We start from the raw sequence: 16,430 nt of genomic DNA on the forward strand, positions 1-16,430 counted from the left end.
GAAGCTGAGGTCGTGGGACATGGCCAGGGTCCTGGGAAAGGACCTGAACTCTACTGCCCCCAAGGAAGGCGCCGAAGGCGTCCGGCGCCGTCGCGAATCAATCCGCCATCCACGCGCTGTTGGACAGCGTGCAGAGCTCGCCGACGAGGCGCTCGAAGTCGCAGGCCTTGTCGTAGAAGCCGTCCGCGCCGCAGGACAGCACGCGGGCCTCGTAGGCCGAGCGGTCTTCCGAGCTCAGCACCAGGATGCGGCCGCGGAAGCGCGCGGCGCGCAAGCGTTCGATCACGCCCAGGCCGGAACCGCCGTCGATGCTCAGGTCCACCAGCACCACGTCCGGCGCGCTCAGCGCGATCGTGCTGATCGCGGCGTTCTCGCTGGAGGCCTGGCCCACCACGGTGATGGACGCTTCGGACTGCAGGCGCGACACCATCAGGCGTCGGAGCAGCGCGTTGTCTTCAATCAGTGCAACCTTCATTTTTTGTCTCCCTGGAATGACTCAATGATGGGTCACGGGTGACTGTTTTTCGAGGCTGGACGGCCCCCAGCCGGGGTGGGGACGCTGGCCGACAGCGGGTCAGGCAAAGGACTACAGACGGATGGGATTCCCGCACACCCCGAAAGGACCACGGCCGCTGCGCGCCGCCGGTTCAAGAGGACGGATCAACGCCGGCGCCGCTGAACCTTGCGCCGCTGCTGCACGATCAGGACGAGGAACACGACGCCCGCCGCGAGGCTGGTGTGGCCGCTGTAGCTGACGAGGCCCAGGCCCCAGCCCTGCACGCTCACGACGATCGCGAGGCTCGCCAGCAGCAGCGCCCAGCCCGCGGTGCGGAGCACGCGGGACTGGCCCGCGGGCAGCTCGCGGCCGAGCACGTCCGATTGCGCGCGGTCCGTCGCCATCGCGAGCGCCGTGAAGGCGGCCAGGCAGATCAACAGGCTGAGGACGTGCATCACCGCGCGCCCTCCCCGCCTGAACGCAGCGCCATGCCGGCTTCGCCGGAAGGCGGCGGCGGTGGCAGGCGCGACGCCTTGACTGACGCCCTCGCCGATGACTTCACCGATGACGCACCCTCTGCGGACGGCGATGCGCGTTTCGCCTTCGGCACGGCCTTGCCTTTCGGCACATGGCGCGCCGTCCGGATCGCCAGGTAGGCCAGCAGCGCCGCGAAGGCCCAGAACATCAGCTCGACGGCCGCGAAAGCCCAATCGCCCTGCCAGAGGCTGCGCCACAGCGGACGGTCCGTCGTCAGCGCGTTGCCCACGGGCAGCAGCGCCAGCGACGCGGCGCCCAGCCAGAAGAGCTCGATCCACGCGCGCTTCGCCGGCCGGACCAGCGCATGCAGCAGCGTCACCGCCCAGACGATGAACATCACGTGGACTTCCCATTCCCCGCGCTTGTCCAGGCCCAGCGGCAGCAGCCGGTTGGCCCACAGCATGCCGCTCATCGCCAGCGGCAGGCCCGCGATGGCGGCGATGTTCAGCCGCTCCACCACCATGAAGCCGATGTACGGCCTGTCCGGATCGGGCAGCTTCTGGCGGCGCTTGACGGTCCACATCACCAGCCCGCTGCCGACCATCGCCGTGCCCGCGAGACTGACGATGAAGTACAGCCAGCGCGTGGGGCCGTCGCCGAAGCGGCCCAGGTGCAGCCCGACCATCACGCCGCGCGTCTCGGCCGCGGCGCCGACGCCGCTGCGGTCTTCGAGCAGCTGGCCGGAGACGCCGTCGAACAGCAGGTACTGCGGGCTCATCGACACGCGGCCGCCTTCACCGCGCGTGATCGCCACGCGCGCCGAGGCGTCGCCCGGATTCGTCGCGGTGACGCGCGCGACGTTGCCCGCGCCCCAGCGCTGCTCGGCCTCGCGCACCATCGCCTCGACGGACGCCAGCGGCGCCGCCTCGCCCGCCGGCTTGCCGGGCTGGATGAAGGCGTTGAGCTCGGAGGTCAGCTGCTTCTTCAGCGCCGGCGTGTTGATGCCGGCCTGCTCGCCCCACGGCATGTACAGCGCCATCAGCGTCACCAGGCCGGTGTACGTGATCATCAGGTGGAAGGGCAGCCCGAACACCGACAGCGCGTTGTGCGCGTCCAGCCACGAGCGCTGGCCCTTGCCCCAGCGGAACGTGAAGAAGTCGGTGAAGATCTTCTTGTGCGTGATCACGCCGCTGACGATGGCCACCAGCATGAACATCGCCGCCAGCCCCGCGAGCCAGCGGCCCCACAGCACCGGCATGTAGTGGAACTGGAAGTGGAAGCGGTAGAAGAACTCGCCGCCCAGCGTCTCGCGCGCGTCGACCTTCTCTCCCGTCTGCGGATCGAAGACCGCGGACTTGAACGCGCGTCGCGCGCCCTCCTTGGCCGGCAGGCGCCAGAAGGCATCGGCCACGCTGTGGCGGTCGTCGGTCAGGCGCAGGCTCCACTGCGAGGTGCCCGCAGCCATCGTCTCCAGCTCCTGGGCGATGCGGCCCGCCACGACGGCCGGCTCCGGCGTCACGGCCTGATGCGCGATCTCGGGCCGCATCCACTGCGACAGCTCCTCCTTGAAGTAGCTGACGGTGCCGGTGAGGAACATCGCGAACAGGAACCAGCCCAGCAGCAGGCCGGTCCAGATGTGCAGGTCCGACATGGTCTGCCGGATGCCGCGCGCTTGCGGCGCGGTCTTGCCGGAGGGCGCATCGGAGGGCGCGTCGGAGGAAACGTCGTCGGTCATGGCGAGGCGGAGGGAACGGCGGCGGTCCACACGGACCAGGCGAAAGGCAGCAGAGGCAGCGCGGCGACGATCAGGCCGACCCAGGCCCGCGTGGCGCTGCGCACCGCGAAGGCCCAGACGACCGCGCCGGCGTAGATCGCGAAGCTGCCCAGCATGCCGCCGATGACGGCCTGCGGCCGGCTCACCGGCAGCGCGAGCACCGCGACGCTGAGCAGCGCGGCGAGCACGTAGCCGCCACCGATCGCCGCGACGATGCGCGAGATCAAGGGCAGCACGCCCAGGACACGGATCGCCGCGACGGCGATCCGGGAGGTGCGGCCCGATGGGGCGCTGACGGCGTTCATCGCTGCGCTCCTGCCCTGGCTCAGAAGTCGAACGACGCGGACAGCACCACGGTGCGGCCGGTGGCCACGGTCGCGTACGAGCCGCTGAGCAGCCAGTAGTGGCGGTCGAACACGTTGTCGATGTTGGCGCGCAGGACCGTCGGCACGCCGGCGATCTTGGTGGTGTAGCGGGCGCCGATGTCGGCGCGCGTCCACGCGGGCACGGCCAGCGTGTTGGCGTTGTCGATCCAGCCCGAGGACGTGTAGATCACGCGGCCGTTGATGCCCAGGCCCGGCAGGTACGGCACGTCCCAGTCGGCGCCGACGCTCGCGGTCTTGTCGGCCACGCCGGTGGCGTCCTTGCCGTCGAAGGTGCCGCCGGCGGTGCGCTGCTGCTTGGCGTCGGTGTAGGACGCGCTGGCCAGCCAGCGGACGCTGCGGATGACCTCGCCCTGCGCCGACAGCTTCACGCCGCGGTTGCGCTGCTCGCCGTCCGCGGCGAAGCGGAACAGGGCGGTGCCGGGCACGGGCACGTTGATCGAGTTCGCCTTCTTGATCTGGTAGACGCTGAGCGAGGTCAGGAAGCTGCCCCAGTCCTTCTTCACGCCCGCCTCGATCTGCTTGGAGACGAAAGGCGGCAGCGCCTCGCCGGGATTGACGATGGTGGAATTGGTCGGCGCGATGGCGCCGCGCGTCAGGCCTTCGGCGTAGTTGGCATAGACCGACAGGTCCTCGGTCGCCTTGAAGACGACGCCGCCCAGTCGCGAGAGATTGCTCTTGTTGTAGTAGTTGGTCGCCGTCTTGGGATAGGCGGTGAGCTCGGCGGTCTGGTCGCGCAGGCCGACGGTGACGAGCAGGCGCTCGTTCAGGAAGGACAGCGTGTCGGCGATCGCCACGCCCGAAAGACGCGTGTCCGAGGACTTCGTCGGCGCTCCGCGCACCCCGATCACCGCCGGCATGGCCACCGGGTTGTAGATGTTGGACGGCACCGAGGTCGAGGCCGGATTGGCGAGGTAGAAGAAGCCGGTCTCCTGTTCCAGCCGGCTGATGCCGACCGACACCGAGTGGCCGATGCCGGCCGTCTCGAAGCGGGCCCGGGCGCCGGCGTCGGCGCTCCTGGTCTGGAAGTAGGCGTCGTACCAGGCGCCGATCAGGCGGAAGTCGCCGTTGGCGTCGGCCCGCGTGCTCGCGGTCGGGAAGTCCTGCATGGACCAACTGTCGCGCCAGCCGGCGCCGGCCCAGACGGTCACGCGGTCGTTGACGTCGTACTCGAACTTCGTCGCGAACATCTCGTCGTCGATCGCCAGCGCGGCGTCGGGGCCGTAGATGTTCTTGCGCGGATCGGGCGTCTTCGGCAGGCGCGTCAGCCCGGTCACGAAGGCCGGCTGCGAGCGGAAGCCGCGGATGTTCTCGTGCTGCTTGAAGACGTCCGTGGTCCAGCGCAGCTGCGTGCCGCGGAAGTCCAGCGCCAGGGCGGCGAAGCGCTGACGCGCGTTGCCGTCATCGATGCTGGCCTCGCCGTCGCGGTAGCTGCCGTTGAAGCGGACGCCCCACTCCTTCTTCTCGCCGAAGCGGCGGCCCACGTCGACCGCCACGCCGAGCTGATCGCCGCTGGCGAAGCTGGTGGTCAGGCGCGTCAGGTTCTGGTCGCCGGCGCGCTTGGGGATCACGTTGATGCTGCCGCCGACGCTGCCGCCGGGCGGCATGCCGTTGACCATGGCGTTCGGGCCCTTCAGGACCTCGACGCGTTCCATGACTTCCGCCGGCATGCGGTTGGCCGACGCGAGGCCGAACAGGCCGTTGAAGCCCACGTCGCCGCTGGGCACGGGGAAGCCGCGGATCTGGAAGTCCTCGCCGAAGCCCTGCGCGGCCGTCATCACGCGCACCGAGGCGTCGTTCTGCAGCACGTCGGCCAGCGTGCGCGACTGCTGGTCGCGCATCAGCTGCTCGGTGTAGTTCAGCGTGCTGAACGGGATGTCCATCGCGTCCTGCGAACCCAGGATGCCGACGCTGCCGCGCGAACCCAGGCCGGCCTTCTGGCGCTCGGCCTTGCCCTGCACGGTGACCTTGCCCAGCGCGGTGTTCGACGAGGTCGACGACGTCGAGACGGCGGAAGCGGCCTTGGCCGGAGCGGCGGGTGCCTCGGCGGTCTGAGCCATCACGCCGGCGGCGCCGACGGCCAGGCTGGCGCCCAGCAGCGATTTCAGGGCTGCGGACAGCGGCGTCAGGACAACGGGCAGATCAGATCGGATGGACATGGGCGACGGCATTGTTGCAAATGAGAATTCTTCTCATCATAGAGGCGCAGCATGTGAACGTCGTGAATGCCCGTGCGATTGATGGAAGCGGTGGCAGCGGTACCACCCTTTCCGTCAAGCCTCGAGACCGTCGAGGTTGTCGGGCTACGCGGCGTCGCCCGTCGAGCCCCGCAGCACCAGTTGGAAGCCGATGTCGACGATCGCCGGACCGGAAGCCTCCCCCCGGCCGCGGGCGATGAGCACGTCGGCCGCGCGGCGGCCGATCTCGGCGCCGTCGATGTGGACCGTCGACAAGGACGGGTGCAGGAAGGCAGAGAACTCCGCGCCGCCGAAGCCGATCACCGCCAGATCCTCGGGCACGCGCAGCCCGCGCGCCAGGGCCTCGGTCAACACGCCTTCGGCCATGCCGTCAGAGCTGCAGAACACGGCGCGCAGGTCCGGCGCCTGCGCCAGCAAGGTCGACAGGGCACGTCGTCCGTGCGGCACGCCCGCCGGCACCTCGGTGACGGCGGTGGGGACATCCTTGCCGATCACCGAGAGAAAGCCGGCACGCCGCTGTCCTGCGCGCTGATCGCCTCCGGTGGCCAGGCCCACGCGGGTCCACCCTCGCGCCATGAAGTGGCCTGCCACCGCGGCGCCCACCTGCACATGCGAGAAGCCGACGACCGTGTCGAGCGGCCGTTCGGTCATGTCCCAGGTCTCCACGACCGGCACGCCCAGCCGCGCCAGACGGCGCGCGGTGTCGCCATGCTGCAGCAGTCCCGCCACCACGATGCCGTCGACGCGTCGGCCGATCATCGTGTTCAACAGCGCTTCCTCCCGCGCGTGGTCGTAGCCGGTCTGGCCGAGCAAGACCTGGTACCCCGCGCGATCGAGTTGCTCGGTCAAGACCTGGATCGTGGGCAGGAACTGCGGCACCGAGATCACCGGCACCAACGCCGCCACCGTCATGCTGCGCCGCGACTTCAGCCCGCCCGCCAGCAGGTTGGGGATGTAGCCCGTCTGCGCGACCGCCTGCATCACCTTCTCGCGCGTGGCGGCGGACACCACCTCCGGCGTGCGCAGCGCACGGGATGCGGTCATCAGCGACACGCCCGCCGCGGCGGCAACGTCATGCAGGGTCACGGCTCCAGCGCCGGGGCGGACAGGCGGCATCGATGAGGGCGGGTCGAAGGGGTGGCGCGGCGATTGTCCCGGCTTTGCCAATGGAATCTTGCAAACCCGGTAATGTTACCGTTACCATCGATCATCGCGGCGCTGAACAGCCACGGGCAATGACTGCCCAGTCTTTCAGCGCCTTTTCATTCACCTGAATGTTAACGTTAACAATCATGCCAGGTATCGCCTCCAACGACCGCATCGAGTGGCTCCGGCTCTCGTCGTGCTACCTCCCGCTGGCCACGCCGATCAGCGACGCCAAGGTGCTGACCGGCCGGCAGAAGCCGATGACCGAGATCGCGCTGCTGTTCGTCGAGGTGGTCACGCGGGACGGCCACGAAGGACTCGGATTCAGCTACTCGAAGCGCGCCGGCGGACCGGGTCAGTTCGCCCACGCGAAGGAGATCGCACCCGCGCTGCTCGGCGAGGATCCGAGCGACATCGCCAAGCTCTGGAACAAGCTCTGCTGGGCCGGCGCGTCGGTCGGACGCAGCGGGTTGTCGACGCAGGCGATCGGGGCGTTCGACGTCGCGCTCTACGACCTGAAGGCGCGTCGGGCGCGGCTGCCGCTGGCCAAGCTGCTGGGCGCGTATCGCGACTCGGTCGCCTGCTACAACACCTCGGGCGGCTTCCTGCACACGCCGCTGGAGCAACTGCTGGTCAACGCGTCGGCGTCGATCGAGCGTGGCATCGGCGGCATCAAGCTGAAAGTCGGACAGCCGGACGGCGCGCTCGACCTGAAGCGGGTCGACGCGGTGCGGCGGCACCTCGGCGACAACGTGGCGCTGATGGTCGACGCCAACCAGCAGTGGGACCGGCCAACCGCGCAGCGCATGTGCCGGACCTTCGAGCCGCTGCGGCTCGTGTGGATCGAGGAACCGCTCGACGCCTACGACCACGAGGGGCACGCGGCGCTCGCGGCGACCTTCGACACGCCGATCGCCACCGGCGAGATGCTGACCAGCGCGATGGAGCACGGCGACCTGATCCGTCACCGCGCCGCGGACTACCTGATGCCGGATGCGCCGCGCGTCGGCGGCATCACGCCGTATCTGAAGATCGCCGCGCAGGCGGAACAGGCGGGCCTGATGATCGCGCCCCACTTCGCGATGGAGCTGCATGTGCACCTCGCGGCGACCTATCCGACCGAGCCCTGGGTCGAGCACTTCGACTGGCTCGAACCGCTGTTCAACGAGCGCCTGGAGATCGCCGGCGGCCGGATGCTCGTGCCAGACCGGCCGGGGCTCGGCCTGAGCCTGAGCGAGCAGGCGCGCGTGTGGACGCGTGAACAGGTGGAGGTGGGCAAGCGCCCCTGATCCATTTCAACACGACCCGATCCATCGCCTACACAACGACACCAGGAGACAACGATGATCCGATCCCTTCGCCCCCTCACCCGCGCCTTGAAAGCGGGCGTCGCGCTCGCCCTGCTGAGCGCCTTGTCGATGAACACTGCGCTTGCGCAGACCTGGCCGGCGCGTCCGGTCACGCTGCTCGTGCCCTTCCCGCCCGGCGGTTCCACGGACATGGTCGCGCGCACGCTCGGCGTGAAGCTGCAGGAGAAGCTGGGCGGCACCTTCGTCGTCGACAACAAAGCCGGCGCCGGCGGCATGATCGGCGCGGCGGCGGCCAAGCGCGCAGTGCCCGACGGCTACACGCTGTTCGTGTCCTCGCTCGGTCCGTTCGTCATCGGACCGCACCTGACGAAGACCGCGGGCTACGACCCGCTCAAGGACTTCGACTACATCACCATCGCCGTGCAGGCGCCCAACGTCCTGGCGGTGCCGTCGGGCTCGCGCTTCAAGACCCTGGCCGACGTGATCGCCTTCATGAAGGCCAATCCCGGGCAGATGACCTTCGCCTCTGCGGGGCCCGGCACCTCGGACCATCTCACCGCGGCGCTGTTCTGGCAGGAGACCGGCACCACCGCCACCCACGTGCCCTACAAGGGCGGCGCGCCGGCGATCACCGACCTGCTCGGGGGTCAGGTCGACACCACCTTCATGAACATCAACACCGCCCTGCCCCACATCAAGGCCGGCAAGATGCGCGCGCTGGCCATCACGAGCGCCAAGCGCTCGCCGCTGCTGCCGGACGTGCCCACGATGGAGGAGCTCGGCCACAAGGGCGTGACGGTCTACTCGTGGCAGGCGGTTGCCGCGCCCAAGGGGCTGCCGGCGGATATCAAGACCAAGGTGCGCAGCGCCGTCGTCGAGAGCCTGAACGATCCGGCGGTCAAGCCCAAGCTGCTGGAGCTGGGCTTCGAGATCGTGGGCAACACGCCGGAGCAGTTCACCGCGTTCCAGTCCGCCGAATTCGCGCGCTGGAAGCAGGTGATCGAGCAGGGGAAAATCAGCATCGATTGACGAGCGACGCCCAGGGACGCAAAGCCCTAGACTCGCTCCCCGATGAAAACGCCCGGTCACGCCGGGCGTTCCGCATTCCACGGAGGATCTTCATGCTTCATCACATCTCATTCCCGGCGAGTTCATTGGAGGTCAGCGGCAGGTTCTACGACGCCGCGTTCGGTGCCCTGGGTTATCGCCGCGTCTTCGAGGACGACGAGGCCATCGGCTACGGGCTCGAGGACGACAAGGACCTGTTCTGCCTCAAGCTGCGCTCGCCGGTCGTCGCGCCGGGGCCCGGCTTCCATCTGGCCTTCGCGGCGCCCAGCCGCGCGGCGGTCGATGCCTTCCATGCGGACGCGCTGGCGATCGCCGGTACGGACAACGGCGCCCCGGGCCTGCGACCGGACTACGGCGCCACCTACTACGCCTCCTTCCTCATCGATCCCGACGGGCACCGCATCGAGGCCGTCTTCAAGGGCGCCGCCTGACGTCGCATCGACTTCTGCCCGCTCCAGACAAAGCGCCCGGCCCTGCCGGGCGCTTTGCATTGGGGCGCTGCAGAGGGTCGTGATTGTTGCGAGCGACACAACAACCCATTCGCGTCTGGGCCATTTATGCGATCCGGGCCCGCACCTAACCTTCAGTCATCGGCAAACGAAGCCGGCCCCAGACCCCAGACACCCCGATCCAACGCTCTCTCAAAGGAAACCCATCATGACCGCCAAGACCCTGATCGCCACCGCCCTGATCGCTCTGTCCGCCGCCGCCGTGCCGGCCTTCGCGCAGAGCTACAGCCACCTCGATCCGATCACGCAAAGCCAGAAGAGCCGCGCTGAAGTGCTGGCCGATCTGGAGATCTATCGCGAGTCCGGCCTCGCCGCAGTAGACCGCACCGAAGACTTCGACCTGAGCGCCGGTCAGCGCGCCAAGGCCCAAGCCCGCTACGCCGAGCTGAAGTCCTCGCCGACGTATGCCGCGCTGGTCCAGCGCTTCGCGGCGAAGGACGCCAAGGGTTCGACGACTGAAGGTGTGTCCGCTCGTTGAGCAGCCTCCCCGCCTCTCCTGTCTCCCCGGCCCCAAAGCGCCGGCAGGACTTCGGGTCCTGTCGGCGCTTCGCCTTTTGAGGCTTCGGGCCCAACGGTTCATCCGCCGCGCATGCAGTTCACGCCGCCGCGGTGAAGGTTCGTCGCCAGGCGCTCGAAAGGCGGGGTTCCGATGACGACACTGACTCCATCGACACAGCAAACGCCTTCAGGAGAACGACATGAACGCCACCCGCCTCAGCATCACTTCCGCCACCAGCACCACTGTCAAGGCCGTCGCCTTCGGTGCCATCGCGGCGCTGGCCCTGGGCCTGGGTATCGCTCATGCACAAGGTCAACGCGAGATGCGTGCCTCGATCGTCACGCTGGATCCGGTGGTGATCACCGTGAAGCGCGAACAGCTGCCCACCGTCTACATCACGGGCCGCCGCAGCGCCGACGCCGCCGACACGCAAGTCGCCTCGGCCGAATGAACGCCACAGGTCGCGCTGTTTCGGTGGAGCGATACACGGACTGATAACGACCGGTTCGCTCACGCAAGACGCCTGGCTGATGCCAGGCGTTCTGCATTCTGAGCCGCCGGTCCTTGATCAGGCACCGGCGCGCAGGAAGACCCGGTCGCCCGCGTCGTAGGTCATCAGGTCGGGCGCCGTGGCCGGATCGACCTCCTCGTAGCCGCATGCGATCAACAGCCGGCTGCTTCGCACATTGGCCGGCAGGGTCGTGGCCCAGCATGGCGACTGCGGGGCGACGCGCGACAACTCGTCATGCAGCCAGCCCAGTCCCTCCTGGGCGAAACCATGGCCCCAGTGCAGCGGGGCCAGCAGGAAGGCCACTTCCGCGATCCCGTCGTGCACCGTCGCTTCCAGCCGTCCGATCAGTCGACGGTCCGCGCGAAGTCTCACGGCGTAGTTGAGCCACCGCTCCGACGTCCGTCCGGCTGGAGGACCTGCCAGAGCACGCCGCAGCCCGAGCGCCACCAGGTCGGCGCCTGAAGGCAGACCGCCGATGTGTTCGTAGACACGTTCATCCCAGAGCAGACCCGCCAGTTCATCGATGTCGGCATCGACGAGCGGGGCAAGAGTGAGGCGGGCAGTCTGCATGGATCGGGAACTCTCAAGCGTCGACGGTGGCCAGGATTATTGCGGCCACCACAACGAGGCATTGCGGCGCAACCCGTTTATCCCAACAGGGTCCGCATCTAACCTTCAGTCATCGGCAAACGAAGCCGGCCAAGACAACAGACACCCCGATCCAACGCTCTCTCAAAGGAAACCATCATGACCGCCAAGACCCTGATCGCCACTGCCCTGATCGCCCTGTCCGCCGCCGCCGTGCCGGCCTTCGCTCAGAGCTACAGCCACCTCGACCCGATCACGCAGAGCCAGAAGAGCCGCGCTGAAGTGCTGGCCGATCTGGAGATCTATCGCGAGTCCGGCCTGGCCGCCGTCGACCGCACCGAGGACTTCGACCTGAGCATCGGCCAACGCGCCAAGGCGCAAGCCCGTTACGCTGAGCTGAAGGCTTCGCCGACCTACGCCGCGCTGGTGCAGCGCTACGCAGCCAAGGAAGCCAACCAGGGCGCCGCCACCGAAGGTGTCGCAGCCCGCTGAAATCGCTCGGGCTGCGAAGCCCGGAACGATGAGCGCCGACAGGACCTCGATCCTGCCGGCGTTTTCGCTTGTGACGATTGACAGACCAGTCGTCAGTGATGACCAGCGCGCGCGGCCGCATTGCGCTTGCGCGTCGCCGCGGCCTTCTTCGCGGAGGCTGAGCGCTCCGCCGCCGTGCGGCTGGCCGCGGCCTTGCCGCCCAGGCGCCCGCCCTTGCGGGAGGGCTCATGGTTCTCGGGCTGGCCGCGTCCGGAGCCGGATTTCTTTCCGCCGCCGGTTTCCTTGTTGACCGTGGCCCAGGCGCGCTTCTCCGCTTCGGCCTTGGGGACGCCGCGATCCTCGTAGCCGCTCTCGATGTGCTCGGCCTGCCGCTTCTGCTTGTCCGTGTAGGACGACTTGTCGCCTCTGGGCATGATGATCTCCAGTGGGTCGTCGATCAGCAATGGAGAGCGCCGGCTGATCCCCAGGAGGATCCGCCAGACCCGTCACCGCCTCACTTCATGCGCACTTCGCCGGTCTCGGCCAGGCCGGTGGGCGGCTTGCCGGTCACCGCCGCCTTCGCCATCGCGTAGAGCTGCGTCAGCTTGGACGCCTTCACGTCCCAGTAGCTGGCGTGGCTGATGCGCACGCGCACCACCGCCAGGTCGGGATCGTCGATGCCCTTGGTGAACCAGGCCTCTGCGGCCTTGTTCCAGAGCTCCTGGCGCTTGGCGCGATCCTCGTTGAGCTCCGCGGTGCCGGACACGGAGACGTAGGTGTCCTCGCTCCGATCGGCGAAGCCGACGTTCACCTGCGACGACGACACGATGTCGCTGTAGGGCTCCCCGCTGCGGGACATGAAGAACCACAGCGATTCACCCTCGTCGAGGTCCTTGTTCTGCAGCGTCATCGGGCGCGAGTGCAGATGCCCGTTCGTATGGTGGGTCGTGAACAGTCCGACCTTGACGTCCTTGATGAGATCCCAGAGCTTCTCGCGTCGCTCGGTATCGGAGAGGGGCTTGTCGGTCATGGGTTGCTCCTTGAAAGAGGTGGAAGGTTTCCCTTCTCAACAGCAAGCCCCGCTCCCGGCCTGCCCCGCCCCGCTCATGCGTTCAAGCCGCGCCGTTGCCTCGCACCGGATCGTGGATCGGGCATCGGTTGAACGACGACCGGAACTCGCGAGAGGCCGCCATGACGATCTTGCGCGCGCGGTTCACGCCGCCCAGCGGGCGATGCGCGGCGAGGCCGTTCCACGGGCTGAAGGCCAGCGCGTCCTCTTCGGCCTGCGTCGTGTCGCCCTGCCAGCTGTGCTGCGACGCCAGCGAGAGCGTCGCCACCTGCACCCAGGGGCTCATCTCTTCGTCCCATTCGACGGAGGCATCCTCGATGGGCATCTCGTCGGTGTTCACGCAGAGCTGCACGCGCAACGCCCACTCGACCGGCTCGGTCTGCGCGGCGAAGAACTGCGCGATGGTCTCGCGTTGCGCATCGTCCCCGTCGGTCTCCAGCGCCGCGCCCTTCAGCGCGGTCAACGCGGGTGACAGCGGGGCCAGCGAGAACTTCGCCACGTACGGTCCGAACAGGTAGGGCGTCTGCGAGAAGTAGGTCTCCCCGAGCGGATGCACCTTCGGGTGGCCGCCGAGCGACTTGAGCTTGCCGCTCTCACCGCCGATCGCCTCCAACGCGTGCTCCGCCCCCCGCAACACCGCCGACAGCACTTCCTTGCCTCGCGGCGACTTCTCCGTCGTGGCGGCCAGCATCTTCACGTCCTTCAGGAAGCCGCGCGGATCGGGTCGGGAGAACGCCGGCCCGTTGACCATGAGGAAGTCCTGCGCGTCCGGACCCAACGCGTCCGGCAGGCGATCGCCGGGAACGCCGAGGATCTTGAGCGCGACCGCGCGCGGCGTCGACACGTCATCGGTCAGTTGCTCCGCCGGCGGCGCGGACAGTCGCATCAGCGCCGCGTAGACGCCGGGCCCGGCGAACAGGCCCTGCGCGAAGATTTCCGGCAGTCCGTCCGCCACGGTGAGTTCGCCGCGCAGCAGCCCCTGGCCCTTCGCATGCACGGCGCGGAAGGCGTGGCCTTCGGTGTCGGCCACGGTCCGGGCCATGCCGACGAAGGTCTTCACCAGCTCGGCGATGGTCGTCGCTTCGCTGGGCTCCTCGCGTTCGAGCGCGGACTCGAAACGCACGGGCATCACATCGGTAGAAAGGTTCATGGCGACGGCTCTGAAGTGGAGCCCTCCAAAGGCAACGGCCATGCCCGTGCCCAGGCGGGTATCCACGCCAGTTTCCGTAGGCATCCAGCTTGCTGCTCACTCACACCGACCGATACTTCGCCCCCGCCATCCCGTCGTTCCAGCGCGCGTCGCGCAGATCACCCGAGGTTCCGTCTTGGCCAAACGCCCTGCCCCTGCTCCGCAGCCTTCCCCATCGCCAATGCCCGCACCGACGCCGACGCCGATCGACGATGCCATCGGTGAACGCCCCGGACGCTCCGCCTTCGTGCAGGTCCGCGGCGCGCGCGAGCACAACCTCAAGAACGTCGACGTGGACGTGCCGCGCGACGCGCTCGTGGTCTTCAGCGGCGTGTCGGGTTCCGGCAAGTCCTCCCTCGCCTTCGGCACGATCTACGCGGAAGCGCAGCGGCGCTATTTCGAATCAGTGGCGCCGTACGCGCGACGGCTCATCGACCAGGTCGGCGTGCCCGCCGTCGATTCGATCGACGGCCTGCCGCCCGCCGTCGCGCTGCAGCAGCAGCGCGGCACGCCGAGCGCGCGTTCGTCCGTGGGCAGCGTGACCGGGCTGTCGTCGCTGCTGCGCATGCTGTATTCGCGCGCCGGCCGCTATCCGGCGAAGCAGCCGATGCTGTACGCCGAGGACTTCTCCCCCAACACGCCGCAGGGCGCCTGCCCGCATTGCCACGGGCTGGGACGCGTGTACGAGGTCACCGAGGCCTCGATGGTGCCCGACGACACGCTCACCATCCGCGACCGCGCCGTCGCCGCCTGGCCGCCCGCCTGGCATGGCCAGAACCTGCGCGACATCCTGGTCACGCTGGGCATCGACGTCGACAAGCCCTGGCGCGAGCTGCCGCGCAAGACGCGCGACTGGATCCTGTTCACCGACGAGCAGCCCACCGCGCCCGTCTACGCCGGCTTCACGCCCGCGGAGACCAGGGATGCGCTGCGCCGCAAGATGGAGCCCAGCTACCAGGGCACCTTCAGCAGCGCGCGGCGCTACGTGATGCACACCTTCGCGACCACGCAGAGCGCGCTGATGAAGCGCCGCGTGTCGCGCTACATGATCGGCGGCGCCTGCCCGGTCTGCGACGGCAAGCGGCTCAAGCGCGAGGCCCTGTCCGTCACCTTCGGCGGACTGGACATCGGCGCGCTGTCGCAGTTCCCGCTGGCGCAGCTGGCGGACCACCTCGGCGACGCCGCCACCGACGGGCTCAGCGAGGAGAAGCGCCTCGCCGCCCGGCGGCTGGTCGACGACGTGCTGATGCGGTTGCGTCCGCTGCTGTCGCTCGGACTCGGCCATCTGTCGCTGGACCGCGCGACACCGTCCGTGTCGCCCGGCGAGCTCCAGCGGCTGCGGCTGGCCACGCAGATCTGCTCCAACCTCTTCGGCGTCGTCTATGTGCTCGACGAGCCGTCCGCGGGACTGCATCCGGCCGACAGCGAATCGCTGCTCGCCTCGCTGCGATCGCTGAAGGCGGCGGGGAATTCGGTCTACGTCGTCGAGCACGACCTGACCCTCATGCGCGCGGCGGACTGGATCGTCGACGTTGGGCCGGCCGCCGGAGAACTCGGCGGCCGCGTGCTGTACAGCGGTCCGCCGGACGGACTGCGAGGCCTCGCGGAATCGCGCACCGCCGATTACCTCTTCCCCGATGGCGCCGACGCGGAGGGCCGATCCGGGCGCAAGCACGCGCGCCGTGCGCCGAAGGACTGGCTGCGCCTCGAAGGCATCACGCAGAACAACCTCGTCGATGTCGACGCCGCATTCCCGCTCGGCGTGTTCACGGCGGTGACGGGCGTGTCGGGCTCCGGCAAGTCGTCGCTCGTGAGCCGCGCGCTGGTGGACCTGGTCGGCGCGCACCTCGGGCACGAGCCCGCGTCGACCGAGGATGAAGAGGATGCCGATATCAGCGCCGACCTCCAGGCGGCCACCGGCGGCCGGATCGCCAGCGGCGCCGACACGATCCGCCGGCTGGTGCAGGTCGATCAGAAGCCGATCGGCCGCACGCCGCGCTCCAACCTCGCGACCTACACGGGGTTGTTCGATCACGTGCGCAAGCTCTTCGCCGCGACGCCGGCCGCGCGCACGCGCAAGTTCGACGCGGGGCGCTTCTCCTTCAACGTCGCCAAGGGCCGCTGCGAGACCTGCGAGGGCGAAGGCTTCGTCAGCGTCGAGTTGCTGTTCATGCCCAGCGTCTTCGCGCCCTGCCCCGCCTGCCACGGCGCGCGCTACAACGAGGCCACGCTGAAGATCCGTTACCGCGATCGCAGCATCGCGGAGGTGCTCGGCATGACGGTGGATGCCGCGTTCGAGTTCTTCGCTGAGGAACCCGCGCTCGCGCGACCGCTGGGGCTGCTGAAGGGCATCGGCCTGGGCTATCTGCGGCTGGGCCAGCCGGCGACCGAGCTGTCCGGCGGCGAGGCGCAGCGCATCAAGCTCGTCACCGAGCTGCAGCGCACGCAGCGCGGCCACACGCTCTACGTGCTGGACGAGCCCACCACGGGCCTGCATCCGTCCGACGTCGACAAGCTGATGGTGCAGCTGCGCGATCTCGTCGACGCGGGCCACACGGTCGTGGTCGTCGAGCACGAGATGCGCGTGGTCGCCGCCGCGGATTGGGTCATCGACCTCGGTCCCGGCGCGGGCGGCGACGGCGGTCGGGTCGTGGTCGCGGGAACGCCGGACGAGGTGGCCGCCAGCGCGGACTCGCGCACGGCCCCGCATCTGAAAGCGGCGATCGACAGCGAGCGCTGACG

At 68.9% G+C, this 16,430-nt stretch carries 17 protein-coding genes; 7 read left to right on the plus strand and 10 right to left on the minus strand.

The features are described from left to right. Window positions 1-97: 97 nt before the first annotated feature. From ABE85_RS11770 to ABE85_RS11795, 6 genes are all read right to left on the minus strand, one after another. Window positions 98-475 (minus strand): response regulator transcription factor, encoded by a 378-nt coding sequence (locus ABE85_RS11770; RefSeq protein WP_067274360.1) that lies wholly within the window; start codon window positions 473-475, stop codon window positions 98-100. 185 nt (window positions 476-660) lie between these two features. Next, window positions 661-951: a DUF3325 domain-containing protein gene (locus ABE85_RS11775; protein WP_067274362.1), complete on the minus strand. Its 291-nt coding sequence runs from the start codon at window positions 949-951 to the stop codon at window positions 661-663. Further along, window positions 951-2,708: a PepSY domain-containing protein gene (locus tag ABE85_RS11780; protein ID WP_082938551.1), complete on the minus strand. Its 1,758-nt coding sequence runs from the start codon at window positions 2,706-2,708 to the stop codon at window positions 951-953. Before ABE85_RS11780 ends, ABE85_RS11775 begins: the two co-directional genes overlap by 1 nt. Further along, a complete protein-coding gene (locus tag ABE85_RS11785) occupies window positions 2,705-3,052 on the minus strand; it encodes a DUF3649 domain-containing protein (RefSeq protein ID WP_082938552.1) in 348 nt (115 codons plus the stop codon). Before ABE85_RS11785 ends, ABE85_RS11780 begins: the two co-directional genes overlap by 4 nt. A gap of 20 nt (window positions 3,053-3,072) precedes the next feature. After that, window positions 3,073-5,289: a TonB-dependent siderophore receptor gene (locus tag ABE85_RS11790; RefSeq protein ID WP_067274366.1), complete on the minus strand. Its 2,217-nt coding sequence runs from the start codon at window positions 5,287-5,289 to the stop codon at window positions 3,073-3,075. Window positions 5,290-5,433: 144 nt separating this feature from the next. Beyond that, the gene (locus ABE85_RS11795; RefSeq protein ID WP_067274369.1) at window positions 5,434-6,444 is read right to left on the minus strand and encodes a LacI family DNA-binding transcriptional regulator; all 1,011 of its coding nucleotides are present in this window, start codon (window positions 6,442-6,444) and stop codon (window positions 5,434-5,436) included. 176 nt (window positions 6,445-6,620) lie between these two features. On the opposite strand from ABE85_RS11795, the gene ABE85_RS11800 reads away from it, so the two are divergent. The 5 genes from ABE85_RS11800 (at window position 6,621) to ABE85_RS11820 (ending at window position 10,311) form a co-directional block, all read left to right on the plus strand. Continuing rightward, on the plus strand, window positions 6,621-7,763 hold the full coding sequence (locus ABE85_RS11800; RefSeq protein WP_157522254.1) for an L-talarate/galactarate dehydratase: 1,143 nt from the start codon (window positions 6,621-6,623) through the stop codon (window positions 7,761-7,763). Between the two features lie 54 nt (window positions 7,764-7,817). After that, window positions 7,818-8,813: a tripartite tricarboxylate transporter substrate binding protein gene (locus ABE85_RS11805; protein ID WP_067274376.1), complete on the plus strand. Its 996-nt coding sequence runs from the start codon at window positions 7,818-7,820 to the stop codon at window positions 8,811-8,813. Between the two features lie 92 nt (window positions 8,814-8,905). After that, window positions 8,906-9,283, plus strand: a complete 378-nt coding sequence (locus tag ABE85_RS11810; RefSeq protein WP_067274380.1) for a VOC family protein — start codon at window positions 8,906-8,908, stop codon at window positions 9,281-9,283. Between the two features lie 226 nt (window positions 9,284-9,509). Then, window positions 9,510-9,839 carry a DUF4148 domain-containing protein gene (locus ABE85_RS11815; protein WP_067274382.1) on the plus strand — a complete coding sequence of 110 codons (330 nt, stop codon included), beginning with the start codon at window positions 9,510-9,512 and terminating at the stop codon, window positions 9,837-9,839. Window positions 9,840-10,059: 220 nt separating this feature from the next. Then, window positions 10,060-10,311, plus strand: a complete 252-nt coding sequence (locus ABE85_RS11820; RefSeq protein ID WP_067274386.1) for a hypothetical protein — start codon at window positions 10,060-10,062, stop codon at window positions 10,309-10,311. A gap of 117 nt (window positions 10,312-10,428) precedes the next feature. On the opposite strand, the gene ABE85_RS11825 is transcribed toward ABE85_RS11820, so the two are convergent. After that, window positions 10,429-10,941 (minus strand): GNAT family N-acetyltransferase, encoded by a 513-nt coding sequence (locus tag ABE85_RS11825; protein WP_067274389.1) that lies wholly within the window; start codon window positions 10,939-10,941, stop codon window positions 10,429-10,431. Window positions 10,942-11,118: 177 nt separating this feature from the next. Here ABE85_RS11825 and ABE85_RS11830 point away from each other — a divergent pair, with 177 nt between their 5' ends. Further along, the gene (locus tag ABE85_RS11830) at window positions 11,119-11,451 is read left to right on the plus strand and encodes a DUF4148 domain-containing protein (RefSeq protein WP_067274392.1); all 333 of its coding nucleotides are present in this window, start codon (window positions 11,119-11,121) and stop codon (window positions 11,449-11,451) included. Window positions 11,452-11,543: 92 nt separating this feature from the next. On the opposite strand, the gene ABE85_RS11835 is transcribed toward ABE85_RS11830, so the two are convergent. The 3 genes from ABE85_RS11835 to ABE85_RS11845 form a co-directional block, all read right to left on the minus strand. Beyond that, window positions 11,544-11,864, minus strand: coding sequence for a plasmid stabilization protein (locus ABE85_RS11835; RefSeq protein ID WP_067282530.1), 321 nt, complete (start codon window positions 11,862-11,864; stop codon window positions 11,544-11,546). 80 nt (window positions 11,865-11,944) lie between these two features. Beyond that, complete coding sequence (locus ABE85_RS11840; protein ID WP_067274394.1) at window positions 11,945-12,460, minus strand: pyridoxamine 5'-phosphate oxidase family protein; 516 nt, start codon at window positions 12,458-12,460, stop codon at window positions 11,945-11,947. Between the two features lie 82 nt (window positions 12,461-12,542). After that, window positions 12,543-13,649 carry a catalase family protein gene (locus tag ABE85_RS11845; RefSeq protein ID WP_067274397.1) on the minus strand — a complete coding sequence of 369 codons (1,107 nt, stop codon included), beginning with the start codon at window positions 13,647-13,649 and terminating at the stop codon, window positions 12,543-12,545. 220 nt (window positions 13,650-13,869) lie between these two features. Between ABE85_RS11845 and ABE85_RS11850 the strand changes: the two genes are divergently transcribed. Continuing rightward, a complete protein-coding gene (locus ABE85_RS11850; RefSeq protein WP_067274401.1) occupies window positions 13,870-16,428 on the plus strand; it encodes an excinuclease ABC subunit UvrA in 2,559 nt (852 codons plus the stop codon). Window positions 16,429-16,430: the final 2 nt, after the last annotated feature.

It is taken from the genome of Mitsuaria sp. 7, from assembly GCF_001653795.1.
Classification (GTDB): Bacteria; Pseudomonadota; Gammaproteobacteria; order Burkholderiales; family Burkholderiaceae_C; genus Roseateles.

Bases quoted from the DNA above. Each gene is read 5' to 3' on its own strand.
- ABE85_RS11770 (WP_067274360.1), bottom strand. From the start codon at position 475: ATGAAGGTTGCACTGATTGAAGACAACGCGCTGCTCCGACGCCTGATG.
- ABE85_RS11775 (WP_067274362.1), bottom strand. From the start codon at position 951: ATGCACGTCCTCAGCCTGTTGATCTGCCTGGCCGCCTTCACGGCGCTC.
- ABE85_RS11780 (WP_082938551.1), bottom strand. From the start codon at position 2,708: ATGACCGACGACGTTTCCTCCGACGCGCCCTCCGATGCGCCCTCCGGC.
- ABE85_RS11785 (WP_082938552.1), bottom strand. From the start codon at position 3,052: ATGAACGCCGTCAGCGCCCCATCGGGCCGCACCTCCCGGATCGCCGTC.
- ABE85_RS11790 (WP_067274366.1), bottom strand. From the start codon at position 5,289: ATGTCCATCCGATCTGATCTGCCCGTTGTCCTGACGCCGCTGTCCGCA.
- ABE85_RS11795 (WP_067274369.1), bottom strand. From the start codon at position 6,444: ATGCCGCCTGTCCGCCCCGGCGCTGGAGCCGTGACCCTGCATGACGTT.
- ABE85_RS11800 (WP_157522254.1), top strand. From the start codon at position 6,621: ATGCCAGGTATCGCCTCCAACGACCGCATCGAGTGGCTCCGGCTCTCG.
- ABE85_RS11805 (WP_067274376.1), top strand. From the start codon at position 7,818: ATGATCCGATCCCTTCGCCCCCTCACCCGCGCCTTGAAAGCGGGCGTC.
- ABE85_RS11810 (WP_067274380.1), top strand. From the start codon at position 8,906: ATGCTTCATCACATCTCATTCCCGGCGAGTTCATTGGAGGTCAGCGGC.
- ABE85_RS11815 (WP_067274382.1), top strand. From the start codon at position 9,510: ATGACCGCCAAGACCCTGATCGCCACCGCCCTGATCGCTCTGTCCGCC.
- ABE85_RS11820 (WP_067274386.1), top strand. From the start codon at position 10,060: ATGAACGCCACCCGCCTCAGCATCACTTCCGCCACCAGCACCACTGTC.
- ABE85_RS11825 (WP_067274389.1), bottom strand. From the start codon at position 10,941: ATGCAGACTGCCCGCCTCACTCTTGCCCCGCTCGTCGATGCCGACATC.
- ABE85_RS11830 (WP_067274392.1), top strand. From the start codon at position 11,119: ATGACCGCCAAGACCCTGATCGCCACTGCCCTGATCGCCCTGTCCGCC.
- ABE85_RS11835 (WP_067282530.1), bottom strand. From the start codon at position 11,864: ATGCCCAGAGGCGACAAGTCGTCCTACACGGACAAGCAGAAGCGGCAG.
- ABE85_RS11840 (WP_067274394.1), bottom strand. From the start codon at position 12,460: ATGACCGACAAGCCCCTCTCCGATACCGAGCGACGCGAGAAGCTCTGG.
- ABE85_RS11845 (WP_067274397.1), bottom strand. From the start codon at position 13,649: ATGAACCTTTCTACCGATGTGATGCCCGTGCGTTTCGAGTCCGCGCTC.
- ABE85_RS11850 (WP_067274401.1), top strand. From the start codon at position 13,870: ATGCCCGCACCGACGCCGACGCCGATCGACGATGCCATCGGTGAACGC.